Origin of the sequence: Roseofilum sp. SBFL (assembly GCF_017746885.1) — a bacterium.
Classification (GTDB): domain Bacteria; phylum Cyanobacteriota; class Cyanobacteriia; order Cyanobacteriales; family Desertifilaceae; genus Roseofilum.
In genome coordinates, this window is record NZ_JAGHZH010000068.1 from 85,446 (window position 1) to 103,510 (window position 18,065).

Annotated in this window: 13 protein-coding genes, 1 pseudogene and 1 CRISPR repeat array (1 of these 15 only partly in view); of the genes and pseudogenes, 10 read left to right on the forward strand and 4 right to left on the reverse strand. The window is 43.6% G+C overall.

Going from position 1 to position 18,065, the window contains the following annotated elements; genetic code table 11:
* Nucleotides 1–18 precede the first annotated feature (18 nt).
* Both J7545_RS07955 and J7545_RS07960 read left to right on the forward strand, forming a co-directional pair.
* Complete coding sequence (locus J7545_RS07955; RefSeq protein ID WP_318700323.1) at nt 19–1,320, forward strand: CO2 hydration protein; 1,302 nt, start codon at nt 19–21, stop codon at nt 1,318–1,320.
* A gap of 85 nt (nt 1,321–1,405) precedes the next feature.
* Entirely contained in the window at nt 1,406–1,807 is a 402-nt protein-coding gene (locus J7545_RS07960) for a fasciclin domain-containing protein (protein WP_318700324.1), read from the forward strand.
* Between the two features lie 29 nt (nt 1,808–1,836).
* Here the strand turns inward: J7545_RS07960 and ispD are convergent, their stop codons facing one another.
* Entirely contained in the window at nt 1,837–2,526 is a 690-nt protein-coding gene (gene ispD / locus J7545_RS07965; protein WP_318700325.1) for a 2-C-methyl-D-erythritol 4-phosphate cytidylyltransferase, read from the reverse strand.
* 219 nt (nt 2,527–2,745) lie between these two features.
* Complete coding sequence (locus J7545_RS07970; RefSeq protein ID WP_318700326.1) at nt 2,746–3,711, reverse strand: hypothetical protein; 966 nt, start codon at nt 3,709–3,711, stop codon at nt 2,746–2,748.
* Nucleotides 3,712–3,783: 72 nt separating this feature from the next.
* Here J7545_RS07970 and J7545_RS07975 point away from each other — a divergent pair, with 72 nt between their 5' ends.
* The 6 genes from J7545_RS07975 to J7545_RS08000 all read left to right on the forward strand — a co-directional run bounded on the left by J7545_RS07975 (nt 3,784) and on the right by J7545_RS08000 (nt 10,981).
* On the forward strand, nt 3,784–4,743 hold the full coding sequence (locus J7545_RS07975; RefSeq protein ID WP_318700327.1) for a glycosyltransferase family 9 protein: 960 nt from the start codon (nt 3,784–3,786) through the stop codon (nt 4,741–4,743).
* A 211-nt stretch (nt 4,744–4,954) separates the two neighbouring features.
* Nucleotides 4,955–5,545: a D-glycero-alpha-D-manno-heptose-1,7-bisphosphate 7-phosphatase gene (locus tag J7545_RS07980; protein WP_413038610.1), complete on the forward strand. Its 591-nt coding sequence runs from the start codon at nt 4,955–4,957 to the stop codon at nt 5,543–5,545.
* Between the two features lie 57 nt (nt 5,546–5,602).
* On the forward strand, nt 5,603–6,826 hold the full coding sequence (locus tag J7545_RS07985; RefSeq protein WP_318700329.1) for a DUF790 family protein: 1,224 nt from the start codon (nt 5,603–5,605) through the stop codon (nt 6,824–6,826).
* Between the two features lie 126 nt (nt 6,827–6,952).
* Entirely contained in the window at nt 6,953–8,566 is a 1,614-nt protein-coding gene (locus J7545_RS07990) for an AAA-like domain-containing protein (RefSeq protein WP_318700330.1), read from the forward strand.
* 15 nt (nt 8,567–8,581) lie between these two features.
* The gene (locus tag J7545_RS07995) at nt 8,582–10,024 is read left to right on the forward strand and encodes an AAA-like domain-containing protein (protein WP_318700331.1); all 1,443 of its coding nucleotides are present in this window, start codon (nt 8,582–8,584) and stop codon (nt 10,022–10,024) included.
* A 36-nt stretch (nt 10,025–10,060) separates the two neighbouring features.
* Nucleotides 10,061–10,981 (forward strand): WD40 repeat domain-containing protein, encoded by a 921-nt coding sequence (locus J7545_RS08000; RefSeq protein ID WP_318700332.1) that lies wholly within the window; start codon nt 10,061–10,063, stop codon nt 10,979–10,981.
* Here the strand turns inward: J7545_RS08000 and J7545_RS08005 are convergent.
* Nucleotides 10,977–11,186 (reverse strand): annotated as a pseudogene (locus tag J7545_RS08005) (winged helix-turn-helix transcriptional regulator); the annotation flags it as partial. The gene J7545_RS08000 and the pseudogene J7545_RS08005 sit on opposite strands and share 5 nt — an antisense overlap.
* Nucleotides 11,187–11,287: 101 nt before the next feature.
* Between J7545_RS08005 and J7545_RS08010 the strand changes: the two are divergent.
* Together J7545_RS08010 and J7545_RS08015 are read left to right on the forward strand one after the other, a co-directional pair.
* Nucleotides 11,288–12,013 carry a pirin family protein gene (locus J7545_RS08010; protein WP_318700334.1) on the forward strand — a complete coding sequence of 242 codons (726 nt, stop codon included), beginning with the start codon at nt 11,288–11,290 and terminating at the stop codon, nt 12,011–12,013.
* A 131-nt stretch (nt 12,014–12,144) separates the two neighbouring features.
* Complete coding sequence (locus J7545_RS08015) at nt 12,145–12,729, forward strand: NAD(P)H-dependent oxidoreductase (RefSeq protein WP_318700335.1); 585 nt, start codon at nt 12,145–12,147, stop codon at nt 12,727–12,729.
* A gap of 34 nt (nt 12,730–12,763) precedes the next feature.
* Here the strand turns inward: J7545_RS08015 and J7545_RS08020 are convergent, their stop codons facing one another.
* Complete coding sequence (locus tag J7545_RS08020) at nt 12,764–14,569, reverse strand: zinc ribbon domain-containing protein (RefSeq protein WP_318719394.1); 1,806 nt, start codon at nt 14,567–14,569, stop codon at nt 12,764–12,766.
* Between the two features lie 445 nt (nt 14,570–15,014).
* Nucleotides 15,015–18,065: direct repeats of the CRISPR family, unit length 37 nt; unit sequence GTTTCAATCCACAGCAATCTCTATTAGCTTTTGAAAC (it continues 2,105 nt past the right edge of the window).

Sequence of the window (18,065 nt, forward strand, 5' to 3'; positions counted from 1 at the left end):
CGCGAAGCACGTAAAACCATGCCTGAAACTTTAGAGTCATTAACCACAAAACTGCCTCCTTCAACTCACAAATACGCCGAAGTTATCCATCGCTTAGAAGCCGGTGGTTCCATGTTGCCGGACACCCCAGAAAACCTGATGCAAATTATCGGCATTTATAAAGCCTATGCCGTTCCCATGGATTTCTATTGGCGGGATTTACTTTATATTGCCGAGCAGGTTTTTCTTGACCCTTTACCCTTCTTTAAATACTTCTTACCCCAAGAATATTTAGATCTGCCGAACCACTATGCTGGAGACACCGCAGATTTTCGAGTTTGGCAAAAAGGAGAAGCCAGCGCTCACCCGGAATTATTGGAATTTATGGATAAGGGAGAACTCAAGAAAAAACTGCCGAAATTATTCCATCATCTTTGGCACGATCGCGTCAACATGGAGTTTGCTGAAGCCTGTATGCGTGCCATGCTCTGGCATCAGGGAATGGGGGGTCAGTTTTATGACTACCTGGAGAGTGAGGAATATATCGCCAACTGCGATAAGGCAATTAAAGCTTATTTTAAGGGCAATCCCTTGATGTTGGGACTCTATAAGCTCTTCCCACAAATGTTCTACGAGAAGGTGCGCGAACTCTCCTACTACGCTAACCTCGGCTTATTCTGGGAAGTCATGGCTCCCGTGTTCTTTGAAATGAGCGATCTTTATGATGCCGGAGAGTTCAAAACTGTCCCCGATGCCATGAATTTTCTAGTTAATGGTATTTTCATTGCCGCCGGACGACCTATTTATCACCATGTTTATGTTGGTGATGAATGTTATGAAATTATTCCCAAATCTAAAGGGTTTATGTGGCTCTATGAAGCTGCCCTGCCCTATGTGGAAGCTGTATTTTACCGTACTGCGCCCTTCCGAGGAACCAAGTCCTACAACGCCCAAGCTAAACAAGTTCCCGAAGAGCAAAAAGACTTTCACTATGGCATTCTCTACGCCGATGTTTTCCCGGTGGGAACCGCAGGCATTCCCCCAACTCTTTTAATGCAAGATATGCTCCATTTCCTCCCTCCTTATTTAGAAGAGTATTACCAAAAATACTGTCGAGGTGAAGATGATATGCTGATTCAGTTGGGAATTACCTTCCAGCGATCGATGTATAATGTCACCTCTGCGGTTATTCAAGCCTTAAGAGTTGCCCTACTCTATCCCTTAGACGATCCCAACCCCGAACACTTATTAAAAAATCGCCAATTCTTTGAAGCCCAAATGGATCGCTTCCTCCGCCCAGAAGCTCGTTTATCCGATATCCAAAGCCAAGATTATCGTTGATTCAAAGAATACCTGGAAACTGGGTTTTCCTTTTTCCTCTTGCCTTGTGCCTTGTGCCTATTCCCTATTCCCTATTCCCTAAAAAATGCCCAACATTGTTGAAATTGCAGTCAGTAATGAGGCCTTCTCCACCCTCGTCACAGCCGTTAAAGTGGCTGGGTTAGTTGAGGCGCTCCAACAACCTGGTCCCCTCACGGTTTTTGCCCCTAATGATGATGCTTTTGCCAAATTATTACCGGGAACCGTAGAGAGTTTGGTACAGAATATTCCCCAACTTCAGCGTATCCTGACCTATCATGTAGTTGCTGGACGCTATACAACTGATGAACTAAAGGATTTGGAAAGTTTAACCTCTCTGGAAGGTTCCCCCATTCCCATTCACTGTGGTGAAATTTTTGAAGTTAAAAATGCCACGGTTTTAGCCCCAGATATTGAAGCGAGCAATGGCATTATCCATGTGATAGATACCGTGATTTTGATGGGGTAAGAGTCTCTTTTTTCTCCCGATCCTAGTCGTTAGAGATCGGTCGATCGCTGTTGCAGAATACGCTCGGCGATCGCCAAATCAATGGGAGTTGTTACTTTAATATTTGTTTCTTCTCCCCTGACAATTTTTACCGGTAACTGGCATTGCTCAAATAAAGCCGCATCATCGGTGACTTCCCAGCCATTGGCACGTCCCTTTTCATGGCAGTCTTTAATTGTGTCTACCGCAAACCCTTGGGGCGTTTGGGCAGCCCAAAGATCGGCGCGGTTGGGAGTACTTTCAATCCAATGCTCAGTATTGACCACCTTAATGGTATCTTTGACAGGCACCGCCGCAATTAACCCCTGGCATTCTTGAAGGGCGATCGCACACCGGTCAAACAACTCTGGAGTCACCAAACACCGGGCCCCATCATGGATCAAAACCCCCTCAGCGCCTTCTGGAAGAGCCTGTAAGCCGTTGTAAACCGATTTTTGGCGTGTTGAACCCCCCACAATCAAATGGACGGGTTTTTGTAGGTCTAAGCCACCGATAATCTCCTCAAACGCTGGAAAATCAGTCGGTTGTCCCATAATGCCAATCCATTCAACAGTTTCCGCTGCTTCTGCTGCTCGTAGCGTCCAAGCGAGTAAAGGATCTCCCAATACAGTTAATAAGAGCTTATTGCGATCGCTCCCCATCCGCTTACCCATCCCTGCTGCTGGAATCAATACATGCATGATCGTTATGAATTCACAATTAACAATTAATAATTTTCATGTCGGCGACAGCCGAAACAATGGATTTGTAGGGGCGGGTTTTACCATTAACTAGAATACCTACGAGTCAATTCCCTAAACCCACCCTCCTTCTCTGTGTCTCTGTAGTTTACCATCTACGATACGCAAGCTAGAAGCCTGGTTTCTTGAAGAAACCAGGCTTCTGGGAACACAAGGGGATTAATTCTCGCGACTAAACCGGGCTAACAACTCCTCACGAGAAGCCTGCATACAAATAGGAATGAACTCTTCTAGAGACCGTTCCATCATGCTGTCAATCATTCCTCCTAACTCCTCATCCAAGGAACCAAACCGTGTTCTCAATAACGTTTCAATCGTTACTCGTTTAGCCTGTTGAACACCTTCTTGTATTCCTTGTCGAACACCTTCTTGTATTCCTTGTCGAACACCTTCTTGTATTCCTTGTCGAACACCTTCTCGTACTGTATCTTCTCGCCATTTTAAGTAAGCCGGTGATAATTCCATAACTAACTCCTGGTCTTCGGGATTGAGATCTATCTTAGCTTGTACATTAATTCGCCATACCCCAATCAGTTCTAGTATATTACGCCGTTGCGGATCGTTTTCTGGCAGGTCTAGCACTTGTTGGATGGCTCTTTTTTGGGTTCCCCCTTTTCCCAACAGTCTTAACCAGAGGGTTTCTGGGATTTCTGGGAGTTGGTTAATCGCGATGATTCTGGTGTGGAAAATCTCAGCAAACCGGTAAATTCCTGTACACCATTTTTTTGCATCTGAGTGAGCGCCACAGAGATCTAAGACTCTTTCCGATACGGTGGGGGTTAAAATCCACAGGGTAGGTAAGGTTTGGGTCTCTATCGGTTGTGTATCTCGCTTGGCTTGACGGTAGAATTCTCCATGGATGTACAGCAGTTTAAGTACACAACTGCTAATTTCTCGTTTACTGGGACAGTTGCGAAAAGGTTCCCACAAGCAAGGCGTAGAAGCCAGTTGAGCCAGTAAACCCAAGGGTGGAGGATTGCAGGGAGGTTCTGGGGAAGGTTGGAAAAAGAGATCAATGTGCAAGGTTTCCCCTGGAATTTCGCGGCTAATTTCCACAGTTCCTAGGGGTTCGAGCAGTTCTTTTAGGTATGCTTTGGCAAATTGATCGTGGGGTTGACGAGTCATTTCAATAAAAATTGCTCTGTGGGGCTAAGACAACGGATACAATGCAAGCGTTCATACATTCTACAGAAGGTCATGAAAGTAGTAGCCCTTGTTCCGGGTGGCATTGGGGATCAAATCTTATTTTTCCCGACTCTCGATCGCCTGAAACAGTCCTATCCGAAAGCTGAAATCGATGTCATTGTTGAACCTCGGTCAAAAGGAGCATATCGCGTCAGTCAGTCCGTCAACGATGTGTTTGCCTTTGACTTCAAAGACCGCAACTCTCCAGCAGACTGGGGAAACCTATTGGGCATTTTACGCGATCGCGAATATGAAATTGCCCTCTCCCTCGGTCAACGCTGGACAGTTGGACTACTCCTCTGGCTCACGGGTATTCCTACCCGCATCAGTTACCAAGGCCTGGGGTCACTTTTCCTCTCTAACCCCATTCCCCTGAAAACCGAGCAATACGCGGTTCATATGTATTATGACCTGCTTCAAGGTCTCGACATCACCAGCCCCTGTCCCGAACTCTCCATCAATGTGCCCAAAAAAGACATTGAATGGGCCGAAAAGCAGCAGCAAGACCTAGGTATCGGTGAAGGGGGCTATCTCTTAATTCACGGTGGGTCTAGCCAATTGGCCCAAACCAAAGGCATTGATAAAATCTATCCGGTAGCAAAATGGCAAGAAATTGTCCAAACCCTCAACCAGCAACAGCCAGATTTACCCATAGTGGTATTAAAAGGCCCTGAAGATGAAGCTCTGGTTAACCAACTTCTACAAGGAAATCCCAACTTGAAGGTCACGTCTCCACCAGATATAGGTAAACTGGCAGCCATGATTGCCAATGCCAACTTAATGCTTTGTACCGATAGTGCCCCCATGCATTTGTCTGTGGCCGTGAAAACCTTTACCATTGCCCTATTTGGCCCCACAGACCCGAAAAAATTACTCCCTGCCAGCGATAAATATATCGGTATTTCCTCCCCTACGGGCAAAATGGCAGATATCACCTCCCAAATGGTGCTGGAGAAAATTCTCGGCAGTTAGCTCTCTATTGTTTGCCCTCATACCCCAGCCCCCCTTCTGCTTCGCTCAGGGCGACGCTTCTCCCGCAGGCACTGCCCCGAGCAAAGCGGAAGGGAGAGGGCTGAGGCAACATTAAAGGGCTACGCCCTAGGTAATAGGTAATAGGAACTTATTCTTGGCAACTTTGGGTCGGCGATCGCTATTATTGTCTTATCCCCCATTTCCCTATCCCATGAGCAAACCTGCCGTATTTCTAGACCGCGATGGAGTCCTTAACCAGGAAGTTGGCTATATCCATCAGGTCGAAAACCTTAACCTAATTCCCGGTGTCGCTCAAGCTGTACGTCGTTTAAACGATCGCAACTTATTCTGTTGCCTGGTGACCAATCAATCGGGGCCGGCGCGATCGTATTATGGTATCGATCACGTTGATGCCCTCCATCAGCGCCTCTGTAGCCTCCTAGAAACCGAAGCCGGAGCCGTCTTAGATGCCCTCTTCGTGTGCCCCTATCTCAGCCTCCCAGAAGGCGGAACTCACCCGGAATTTGCCCGTTGGAGTACCTGGCGCAAACCCAATACGGGCATGTTAGTCGCGGCTGCTTGGCAACATGATTTAGACCTCAGTTCTAGTGTTGTAGTGGGTGACAAAGCGACAGATGTAGACATGGCCCATAATGCCGGATGTCAAGGAATTTTAGTCCAAACTGGTTATGGTTCGCGGGTACTTTCTGGAGATTATCAACACCATACCCGACCCGATTACATCGCTACAGATTTAGCCGATGGCGTGAATTGGATTCTGACATTAGGGAATAGGGAATAGGGAATGGGGAATAGGAGAAAGCCAATTACTTATTACTGATTACTCATTACTTAATCAATGCTACCGAGCGAACTACTTATTTATCGCTATAGCGGTGAAACCATTATTCCCAAAAAACTCAAATTAGACCGCTATTGGATAGGCATCGCCACCGATTTAATTGCCTGTTTTCAAGATCATATCGGTCAACCCCAAAAAGACCTCGATCGCAGCTTACAGGAATTTGAAGGAGAAAGTCCCGATTTTCGCATTAAGCGCGGACTCGCTCATTTACTCAAGAGCAGCTTTTCCACCTTTGAAACCATCAGTCCCCTCGACCCTCCCCTCCTCAGACAGCGCATCTTTGCTGAAGCTGCCCAAGGTCGGCCAGGAAAAGACTGGACAGAACAGACCTTAGTGCGAGTTGCCCAAAGTTTGAGCCAAGAACTGAAACGAGAAGTCGCTATTGATGAATTGCGTCAAGGGCTTTATTCTGATTTAATCGAAAATCGCATCTTCACCCAATTCGATCCCCCAGAACCGGAAGCGCTGTTGCATCGTTATAATCTTTCCCAAGTGCAAGGCATCTTTTATCGCGCCACCCATATTAAAATTAATGCCCATCGCAATGTTCCTGGAGAATATAAGCTCTTATTCCGCTATTTAAAACTCTTTCAACTGATGTCTTATATTGAAGGAGATGCTGACCATGGATTTACGATTACTATTGACGGGCCATCCAGTTTACTACGGGTGAGTACCCGCTATGGACTCGCTTTAGCTAAGTTAATTCCCGCTCTCCTGCATGTTACAAAATGGAGCATAGAAGCTAATTTACAAACTCGTGATTTCTATACTGGGGCACCCAAACAAGGTAAGTTTTCTTTAGATTCCCAATGTCAATTAGTCAGTCATTATCCCCCTGGTAAATCCTATGATAGTATGCTTGAATCCGCTTTTGCCGATCGCTGGGCCAAGCAGAAAACCGATTGGGTTTTAGAGCGAGAAGTCGATTTAATCCCCATTCCTGGGAGTGTGATGATTCCGGATTTTCGCTTTGTCCATCCCGATGGGCGGTCAGTTTTGTTAGAAATTGTGGGCTATTGGCGACCGAGTTATTTACAGAAAAAGTTTTATCAAGTGAAACAAATTGATGATAAAGCTTTAATTCTAGCCATCTCTGACCGCTTGAATTTAGAAAAAGCTGGGGTTAAGATAGAAGAGTGTCCTATCCCAATCGTCTGGTTTAAGAATAAATTATTACCTAAGTCTGTACTGCCAGTATTAGAAGCCATGCCATGATAAACACGTCTCATACATCTGCTATCCTATAGAGTATGGCAGTAATGAGGAGCCAATCGGAGTCAGTCTGTATAAAAAACGAAAAACAGTTGACCATTACCCATTACCTATAATGAGGGTGAGTCAATGAATTTTTCTTCTGAACAAATCTGGTCTATAGAAGCTCCATATTCCCCAGTTCCTATTGGCTCTCCCTTTTATATTGAACGGTTCCCTATCGAAGAAGAAGTTTGTACTGAGTTAGAAAAACCGGGCAGTCTGATTCGGATTAAAGCCCCTCATAAAATGGGTAAAAGTTCTCTCTTAATTCGGATTATTGCCCATGCTCAATCTATTGGTTATCCAACCGTTACCATTGATTTCCAGGAAATTGATGAATCTATTTATACGAATTTAAATAGGTTTTTGCGTTGGTTTTGTATTAAAGTAACTTTGGCTCTCAAATTGCCCAATGAATTAGATGAGTATTGGGATCAAGAAATCGGATCTAAAGCCAGTAGCACGTTATATTTAGAAGAATATATTTTACAGCATTTAGACTCGCCGATTGTCTTAAGTCTCAATGAAGTAAATCGAATCTTTGATTATCCAAGTTTAGCCCAAGATTTTTTGTCTTTGTTGCGGTTTTGGTATGAACAATCTAGACAAGTTAGTGAGTTCGATCGATTTCGATGGATTGTTGTCCATTCTACGGAAAATTATGTTAAGTTCAATTTGAATCAATCTCCGTTTAATGTAGGCATTCCGATCCAACTTCCCCCCTTTACTATAGAACAAGTTGAACAATTATTAAGGCGACATAAATTGACTTTAGTCGATCCATCGGATCTGGTGTATGTGATGAAAGTAACAGGCGGTCATCCCTATTTGGTTCGCTTGCTCTTTTACTCTCTTTGTCGATCTAGTTTATGCTTAAAAGATTTTCTAGATAATGATGTGTTAAAAACAAAAATATACAAGCGTCATTTACAAAAAAAATGGGGAATTTTACAGCAAGATACCGAGCTATTTAAGCAATTTCAAGAGTTAGTCTCTGAGGAAGAAGGATTAGTTTTAGAACCAAGAGTTGCTTATAAGTTGGAGAGTCTGGGATTAGTCAATATTGTGGGCGATCGCGCTCAAGTTTCCTGTGAACTTTATCGCGATTTTTTCTTGAACCATGCCTTTATTACTCCTTCTCCATCCAATCAGCATCTGGAACAACTAGAGCAGGAAAATCAAAAGCTAAAACAATTGATTCACACGGATAGTTTAACTCAGGTTGCTAATCGTCGCCTCTTTGATAGTTACCTGGAAAATGAATGGAATCGATGCTTAAAAGAAACGCTATTTATTTCCTTGGTTTTGGTTGATATTGACTGCTTTAAAGAGTATAATGATACTTATGGACATCAGGAAGGCGATCGCTGCCTACAAAAAGTAGCACGAAAGATAGCCCAATGCCTCAACCATACCGATCATCTGCTGGCTCGCTATGGTGGCGAAGAGTTTGCCATCATTTTATCGGGGAAAAATCCGATTGTTACCCTGAACCTGGCTGAAGATATTATGGAGGCAGTCAAAAGCTTAAAAATTGAGAATATCAATTCTAAAGTTGGGTCTAAAATTGTTACGATTAGCTTGGGAATTGCTAGTATTATTCCTTACATCAAAGATCATCCGGATGACCTATTCAAGCGAGCCGATCAAGCCCTTTACCAATCCAAGGAAAAAGGTAGGGATCAAGTCACTTTAAAGTAATTTTCAATTCATATTATGTCCATCTATCAGGTTGGTGGTAGCTTAAGAAAAGATTCATCAAGTTATATTCAAAGACAGGCTGACACTCAGTTATATAATGCGTTGAAGAAGGGTGAATTTTGTTATGTTTTAAATTCCCGACAAATGGGCAAATCTTCCCTACTGGTAAGAACTCGATATCAATTAGAGCAGGAAGGATGGAAATGTGCCACAGTTGATTTAACCAGTATTGGCAGTGAACATATCACTCCCGAACAATGGTATAAAGGGATCGTAAGTGAATTAAGACGAGGATTTAAGTTATTTAAGACATTTAATTTAAAGGAATGGTGGAAAACTCAAGAGAGTTTGTCCATCACTCAGCGCTTAACCCAATTCATCTATGATATTTTGTTCGCCACATTTGAGCAAGAAAATCTAGTCATTTTCATTGATGAGATTGATAGTATTTTAAGTCTGCCTTTCCCGATTAATGATTTTTTCGTTTTTATTCGATTTTGCTACAATCAACGCGCTTTAGAACCGAATTATAATCGATTAACATTTGCCATTTTTGGGGTGGCGACTCCCTCTGATTTAATTGCCGATCCATCCCGAACTCCTTTCAATATTGGCACAGCCATAGAATTGAATGGGTTTACGTTTTCTGAGATGCAACCCTTAGCTCAGGAATTATCAGCCAAGCGCCTGAATCTGGATCGAATTATCAAGCGGGTTTTGTATTGGACAAATGGACAGCCTTTTCTGAGCCAAAAATTGTTTAAAATTCTCGCTCAAGTGAGTGAAGAGATCGATGGAAAATCAGCAAAATTATTGGCTGGAAATGAAGAGTTTTGGGTCGAGCAAGTTGTCCGGGAAAAAATTCTCGATCAATGGCAATCTCAAGATGAACCAGAACACTTAAAAACGATCCGCGATCGCCTGCTCGACAATCCCCAGCACAGTGCCCGACTCTTGAGTGTTTACCAGCGTATCCTCCAAGGAGAGAGAGTTCACAATGACGATAGTTGGGAACAGATTGAACTGATCTTATCTGGTTTGGCGATCAAGGAAAAGGGGGTATTACGGGTTAAAACTCGGATTTATGAGCAAATTTTTAATCAAGATTGGGTGAGAGAGCAATTAAATGATCTGCGCCCTTACTCTCAAATGTTACAGGCTTGGTCGATCGGTGGTCAAACGGATACGTCCCGATTATTGCGAGGACAAGCGCTTCAGGATGCCCAAGTTTGGGCCCAAGGAAAACGTTTAAGTAATGAAGATTATCAGTTTCTATCGGCATCGGTTGAGGTGGATCGGCAAGCGGTGCAAACTGCCCTGGAAGCCGATCGCACTAAAGAGGTAGAAGCACGGTTAAAACAAGAACAACATCTCGCTCACTTACAACGCCAATTTCTCTGGGTTCTCAGTCTTGCCCTACTGATTGCGAGTGGATTGGGAATCTTGGCCTTTTGGTAATTTCGACAAGCGAGACTGAGCGAACAACAAGCCAGAATGAGTGAAATTAGAGCGCTGGTTTCCTCCTCTAGGGGACTCCTCATTGCTGATAAAAAATTGCTGGCTTTAGTTGAAGGAATTAAAGCCAAACGTCGCCTACACAGTCTGAATAATAGTTCCTCAACCTTAACCCAACAGGTTGATAGAATCCTAGAACAGGGAATCTATGAAATTGTTGAAGCCAATATTTTATCGGGGAATCAAGCCGGGATTCCTGAATTGGATTTTAGTCCAGATGGGCAATTGATTGCTACGGCGATCGCCGATAATACCCTTAAACTCTGGACATCAGAGGGACAGTTCCTGAAAACCCTCCAAGGTCATCAAGCGCCCGTCATTGCCGTTACCTTTAGCCCCAATAGTCAAATCATTGCCTCTGCTGCAATGGACAATACCCTTAAACTCTGGACAAGGGAGGGTGAATTACTCAAGACTTTCACCGGCCATACCAACATTATCTTTGGCATTGCCTTTAGTCCTGACGGCCAAACCCTGGCATCCGCATCTAGGGATGGCACAGTTAAACTCTGGACTCTGGAGGGTCAATTACTCAAAACATTGCCCCACGAGAGTGGAGTGCGAACGGTGAGGTTTAGTCCAGATGGGCAAATCCTCGCTTCTGGGAGTGAAGATCGCACGATTACTTTATGGATGTTAGATGGAAAACTCCAAGCGACCCTCAAAGGTCACCAGAATGCCATCACTGATATCGTTTTCAGTCCCGATGGCCAAACCCTAGCTTCTTCTAGCTTAGACCAGACGATCAAACTCTGGAACTTAGCCAGTCCTCACCCTCAAGAACTGAGAACCTTAGAAGGACATCAGGGAGAAGTCTGGAATCTGCGCTTTAGTCCCCAGGGTCAGATCTTAGCCTCGGCTAGCGACGATCGCACCGTGAAAATTTGGACAGTAGATTGATGAGTCCATCCTGTTCCATTTCTCGCAGTTGTTGAGTCAGCATTTTCTGCGTTACTCCAGAAATCGCCCGTTGTAGTTCCCCAAAGCGTTTCACCCCAGAGAAAAGTTCGCGCAAAATCAGGACTTTCCACCATCCCCCAATCACTTTGATGGTAGTTTCTACGGCGCAGGTTAGGCGAGTTGAGGACTCAATTGGACTGTGCATCGTTACTTTTTGGGTACTATGGCACTTTGAAGTACCGTCTTTACAGGCTCAGTTGAGCTGAACTAAACTAATGATTAAGAGTTGAGTTGGGTCTTTCTGTTATGGTTAACGCACCCTTAAAAACACCAAAAATTGTGCTGCGTAAATCCTCAGAACGAGGACAGGCAAACCATGGATGGTTAAAGTCTAATCATACCTTCTCATTTGCCAGTTATTACGATCCAAAATATCAAGGCTTTCGCCATCTTTTAGTAATTAATGAAGACCGAATTCAAGGCGGTTTTGGATTTGGAACCCATCCGCACCGAGATATGGAAATCATTTCTTATGTAATTAACGGTGCGTTAGAACATAAAGATAGCATGGGTAATGGGTCGGTGATTAATCCTGGAGATGTCCAGATTATGAGTGCTGGAACCGGAGTAACCCATAGTGAGTATAACCATAATCAAGAGGATACGACCCATTTTTTACAAATCTGGATTGTACCCAATCAAAAAGGTCTGAAGCCAGGCTATCAACAAGAATATTTTAGTCCAGAATCCAAACAAAATCAACTGCGATTGTTAGTGTCTCCCGATGGTGAGGGGGGTTCGGTAGTGATTCATCAAGATGCAAAATTGTTTGCATCGATTTTAGATCCACAGGTGCAGGTGTCCTATGATTTTGCACCAGAGCGTTATGGATGGATACAAATGGTTCGCGGGAAACTATCCGTCAATGGTATGGTACTAGAAACTGGAGATGGAGCCGCGATCGCCAACACCCAAACCTTAAATCTACAAGCCGAAGAATCCTCAGAATTTCTGCTCTTTGATTTAGCTTAGTTGCTCTCAATCTCTTGCTCTCTCCCTAGATCTCTCTCTTGCTGTGGGAGAAACGCCCCCTTCGACTCCGCTCAGGGGGCGCTGGGAGATGAGTGAAATAGTTTAAAACTTATTTTCTCACTCAATTAATCATGTCGAACTCCACTAAAATCCTGGCCTTTGCTGGCAGTACTCGCCAAGAATCTTTTCATAAAAAACTGGTAAAAATCGCTGCTCAAGGAGCGACTGACGCGGGTGCAGAAGTTACGTTTATTGATTTGCGCGATTACCCAATGCCCATTTACGACCAAGACTTACAAGAACAGGAAGGATTTCCAGAGTCCGTTTTAGCCTTGAAGCAGCTCTTTAAATCTCACGACGGTTTGTTAATTGCCTCTCCAGAATACAATAGCTCCATTAGCGGATTATTGAAAAATACCATCGATTGGCTCTCCCGTTCCGAACCCGATGAATCCCCCTTAGCGCTCAGTTGTTTTCGGGGTAAAGTGGCCGCAATTATGAGTACCTCCCCTGGAGGATTAGGCGGTTTAAGGGGACTAGTGCATTTACGGGCAATTTTGGAGAATATTGGCGTGATGGTTTTGCCCGATCAAAAGACGATTCCCAATGCATTTGAACAGTTTGATAGTCAAGGACAACTGAAGGAGCAAAGGCAACAGGAGTCGGTACAAGCACTGGGAAAAAAGTTGGCTGAGTTGGCAATGAAATTACAATAGATAACAGTAGGGGCGAACCCTCTTGCGCACCTACTTAGGATTTTTTGCGCGTTTTCTTGATGTTTTGTTTAATAGTTTTCTGTAGACTGGGTTCACGTCCAATCTTGGCAATGAGTGCAGAAGAATTAACATCTCGATCGCCCTCATACCCACACTGGGTACAATGATAGACAGGCTTACTGATGTCCATTTCTGGGTCATAGGCTAGGCATTTACAACAGATACGGGATAAGGGTAGGTCAGCAGCGAACTTGATGCGCTGGGTAGACTTGCCAAATTCTTGGGTTTTCTTGTCGATTAAGTCAATCTGTTGACCGATCGCCGCGTCTCGATTACTCTTATTTTGTCCTGTAACGGCCGATGCTTTATTTTTGTCAAATCCGCTCCCGTCTTCTTTCGCTTTGGCTTTTGTCTTCCCTACCATCTTCTGTAGCCCATCCTCTACAGCAATACCCGACGAATAAGTGGTTAAATAGGAAGCAATGCGGTATTGATGCGATCGCCGTCTGCGTTTGGTTTTTTCGTGGATACGTTTAATTTTCTGCTTGCAGCCCTTCACCCCTTGGGAGTCTCCGCACTGTTTCCAGCGCAAGCGTTGGATAGTACTGGCATTTAAATCAACACCAATATGGGCACATAAATCCTCAACCGTGCGGCAAGTTTTGAGAATATCCGCATCCCCTTCCGAGACATAATCCAATAGATTAGTGTCCGGATGATGAATCCAGAGAATCAGACGACGGTAGAGCTTCTCGTCCAATTTCTGCTGCGCTTTTGCCAGTTGCTCTTGGGACTCTCGATAAAACCGGGGTTTACTGATTTGTTGACTGCGAGTTTCTCCCCCCTCATTCACCCAACTCACCGAGCAATAATTCTCCTCTTTCCATCCCCAATCGATGCCTGCATATCCCCTTGGTTCCACCTTTCGCACCCGTCGGGGCGCTTCTTCGCGGGTGAGTTGCACAAAAAAACCGGATGCTTTCTCCACAATTTGCATAATTTTCACCCGACTCTTTCCCCAGCGTTTATCCAATCCAGGTAGGTGGACATCCCCAAAACCGGGGATTTTCAGCAGATCGCTCCCAATAGCACGGACAGCATCAGCCGATTGGGGTTTCTTCCCTCCCGCGTTGGGGTTGGGGTGGCGAATGGTGTTCACTGGGGTGTTCGTTCCTTTGAATTTCGGCTTACCTCGGCGTAAGGATTCTTTACTGTAACGGTCTTTGACATATTTATCCCAAGCTCCCCCTAGTTGTTCGAGTAATCCCATCCGATACTTTTGTTGCACGTTGAGGATTAATTTGCGGTCTAAGTCTTTGAGCAAATCGGGGGTAATAATTGTTGGATCTTGTAAATCTCTGGCTCTGGCAAGGATGCCTAAACCTCGTTTGGAGTCCTTCATGGCTGAATTGCTGATTAGACCAGAGTTATGGTCTCGTTGGATAGGACAGGAGTAGCCATATCCCCCAACCCATCCAGAGGCTTTAATCTCGGCGCGGGTAAATACATGATCTTTATCAGCCATTCTCTGGTGACCTGCTTTTGTAGTAGCTGTGGGGTAGGCTTGGCAAGCCGCGACAATCCACCGAGAGCGCCCGTCAAGGACGGGGGAATGGGCGACCCAGGTTTTTGAGAGGTCATCCTTGACTTGGTGACGGACTAGAGTACATTTGGAGACATAAGTTTTAGACACCTTGTCATAGTGCCAATTTTCATCAGCGTTGATCAGTTGCCCTAGGGCAAAATTCCATAGCCGCCTCAAACCTTCCTGGTATTCACGGATGATGGCGATCTGGTCGAATGTAAAATTGGCCTTGAATTCACTAACTTTACAGATCATTAAGCGTGGTTGAAATTTGCGTTTTGGTGGTATAGTAAATCCTAACATCTTACGATGTTCCCTGGTTTCGAGGGATACGGCGGTGTAGCTTTGGCAGCCGCAATCTGCTGGTGAGATCAACCAGCGATTTCTAATAGAGATTCGTTATTTATGAACCTTGAAAATTGAATATTTGGATTGCCCTTTAATTCACAGCAATCTCTATTAACTTTTGATAGGATTCCGACACAGGGGAGATGTTAAGTTGAAGTGATTCCGAGATAGGCTACAGCCCCGATCCCGATTGACTTCTAACGACTCAACTGCTCAATCGACCGTCGGCCCTTATGCAGTCAGGATTTCAGCGATTTTGGCAGCATCAAGGTCTCTCATTCAGCCATCTTTTGGGTTCAGTGTCGGAAACTGAGTGTCAAAGCTATGGCTGATAAGGATTCTACAGCAAGCTGTTTCAATCCACAGCAATCTCTATTAGCTTTTGAAACTTATTATAATAATAAGCACTTCTTATCCCCCTATTGTTTCAATCCACAGCAATCTCTATTAGCTTTTGAAACGTGTATATGCCAAAGTATATCAGAGGCAAGCTCGAGTTTCAATCCACAGCAATCTCTATTAGCTTTTGAAACCAGATCATCTTTCTGGTTTTCGTAAGTTTTCATGTTTCAATCCACAGCAATCTCTATTAGCTTTTGAAACTGATATAAAATACCGCAACGACCCCCACCACCAGGGTTTCAATCCACAGCAATCTCTATTAGCTTTTGAAACTGGGAACTGTGGATTACTGCAAAATGCTACAGCTTCAGTTTCAATCCACAGCAATCTCTATTAGCTTTTGAAACTTCATTCAATTACTCCTAATGAAGGACAAGAGAGCGATCGCCGGTTTCAATCCACAGCAATCTCTATTAGCTTTTGAAACATGACTACACCACAAGCCACATCAGATAATTCGTGTTTCAATCCACAGCAATCTCTATTAGCTTTTGAAACTTTTATCATGATCGGGACAAGTATTATTGTTTTAGTTTCAATCCACAGCAATCTCTATTAGCTTTTGAAACATCTCTAGACTAGCATGGCAAATAACCAAAATTACGGTTTCAATCCACAGCAATCTCTATTAGCTTTTGAAACAAATCTCTAAATGGAACCCAAGAATCACCGCCAGTTTCAATCCACAGCAATCTCTATTAGCTTTTGAAACTCAAGCACTAACTCAAGACTTAATCAACTGTATCGTTTCAATCCACAGCAATCTCTATTAGCTTTTGAAACAGTTCCGGCTAATACCAGAATTACCATCAGCCTAGTTTCAATCCACAGCAATCTCTATTAGCTTTTGAAACCAAAAGTAACCAAAGAGCTTCTCGATCTAGAGGGAAGTTTCAATCCACAGCAATCTCTATTAGCTTTTGAAACAGGGGGATGCGCTATTAGCGGCTCAGAATTGCCGTTTCAATCCACAGCAATCTCTATTAGCTTTTGAAACAGGCTGAAGCTGTTCCTTATTGAGAGCGCATATGGTATTGTTTCAATCCACAGCAATCTCTATTAGCTTTTGAAACTATTACCGAGGATGCATATGGCATTCAAAGCTAAATGTTTCAATCCACAGCAATCTCTATTAGCTTTTGAAACCCGATTCGCCCGGCGCAGGCTGCCTATCGATTAAGTGTTTCAATCCACAGCAATCTCTATTAGCTTTTGAAACGAAGGAAAACCCAAGGACAAACCGCCAACCCCAGTTTCAATCCACAGCAATCTCTATTAGCTTTTGAAACTCCAGAATTTCACAACCTTTAACTTCAACTGCAACATCGCGTTTCAATCCACAGCAATCTCTATTAGCTTTTGAAACGGAGCAGGGTTCCCCTTCGCAGCCGCACAACTCGGGTTTCAATCCACAGCAATCTCTATTAGCTTTTGAAACATTCCCAAACGTTGGTATGATGAATTTCCTAAAGTTTCAATCCACAGCAATCTCTATTAGCTTTTGAAACATCATGGTCGTAATTGATTAGTTACTGGGGCGGGGGGTTTCAATCCACAGCAATCTCTATTAGCTTTTGAAACTAATAAGCAGAGTAATCAACCTTCAATTGATAGCTCTGTTTCAATCCACAGCAATCTCTATTAGCTTTTGAAACTCTTCTGAAGCAAAACCTGGAGACTTATACTTGGTGTTTCAATCCACAGCAATCTCTATTAGCTTTTGAAACTCCCATGGCACACGCAGGTACGCCTCTTCAGCAGCAGTCAAGTTTCAATCCACAGCAATCTCTATTAGCTTTTGAAACATCTCCAATATAGAGAGGGCAACCATTCCTTTATTGTTTCAATCCACAGCAATCTCTATTAGCTTTTGAAACCTTCATTATCTTATGGATCCCGATACTTTTTCTGGTAGTTTCAATCCACAGCAATCTCTATTAGCTTTTGAAACGCCAAAGAAACACCACCATTCAAAATAAAGCCAAGGTTTCAATCCACAGCAATCTCTATTAGCTTTTGAAACGGATTGATAATTTCGTTTTGCTCGTTTCTGGAATAAGTTTCAATCCACAGCAATCTCTATTAGCTTTTGAAACATAAAATAATATGCAATAACTTTGCAGATTATAAGTTTCAATCCACAGCAATCTCTATTAGCTTTTGAAACGGGACTATCCGATTTCTAATCGCTCTTACTTTAAGTTTCAATCCACAGCAATCTCTATTAGCTTTTGAAACTTCCCCTGACACTTTCGATCCTTGCCTATGCAGCAGTTTCAATCCACAGCAATCTCTATTAGCTTTTGAAACAATCAGCATTTTGAAAATAGCCCCAACCTTTGGCGAGTTTCAATCCACAGCAATCTCTATTAGCTTTTGAAACTTGAGAGACGCTTTTGGAACTCACGATTAAAGCCAGGGTTTCAATCCACAGCAATCTCTATTAGCTTTTGAAACATTTATGTTCGTGATAGGCAGTGATGAAATGAAGCGTTTCAATCCACAGCAATCTCTATTAGCTTTTGAAACCTAATGGTGCTTATGCTTGTTCTGTTAACTTTCATGTTTCAATCCACAGCAATCTCTATTAGCTTTTGAAACTTTTAGATATTCGTGCGATCTCTGGGTGCGATCAACGTTTCAATCCACAGCAATCTCTATTAGCTTTTGAAACCCGGCACTTACGCTTGATACAGGCATCGGTCACGTTTCAATCCACAGCAATCTCTATTAGCTTTTGAAACATCCACCTGACGTTTGGGACTTCTTTCCCTGTGGTGTTTCAATCCACAGCAATCTCTATTAGCTTTTGAAACTAGTTGGTTCTTGTCGGGGGGAGTCACGTCTCCCGTTTCAATCCACAGCAATCTCTATTAGCTTTTGAAACTTTGCTTTCAAAGGTCAAGAGGTTCGTTTCGTAGGGTTTCAATCCACAGCAATCTCTATTAGCTTTTGAAACTGGAGAATACTGGATGAGCAAGCCAGTGAAGAAGGAGTTTCA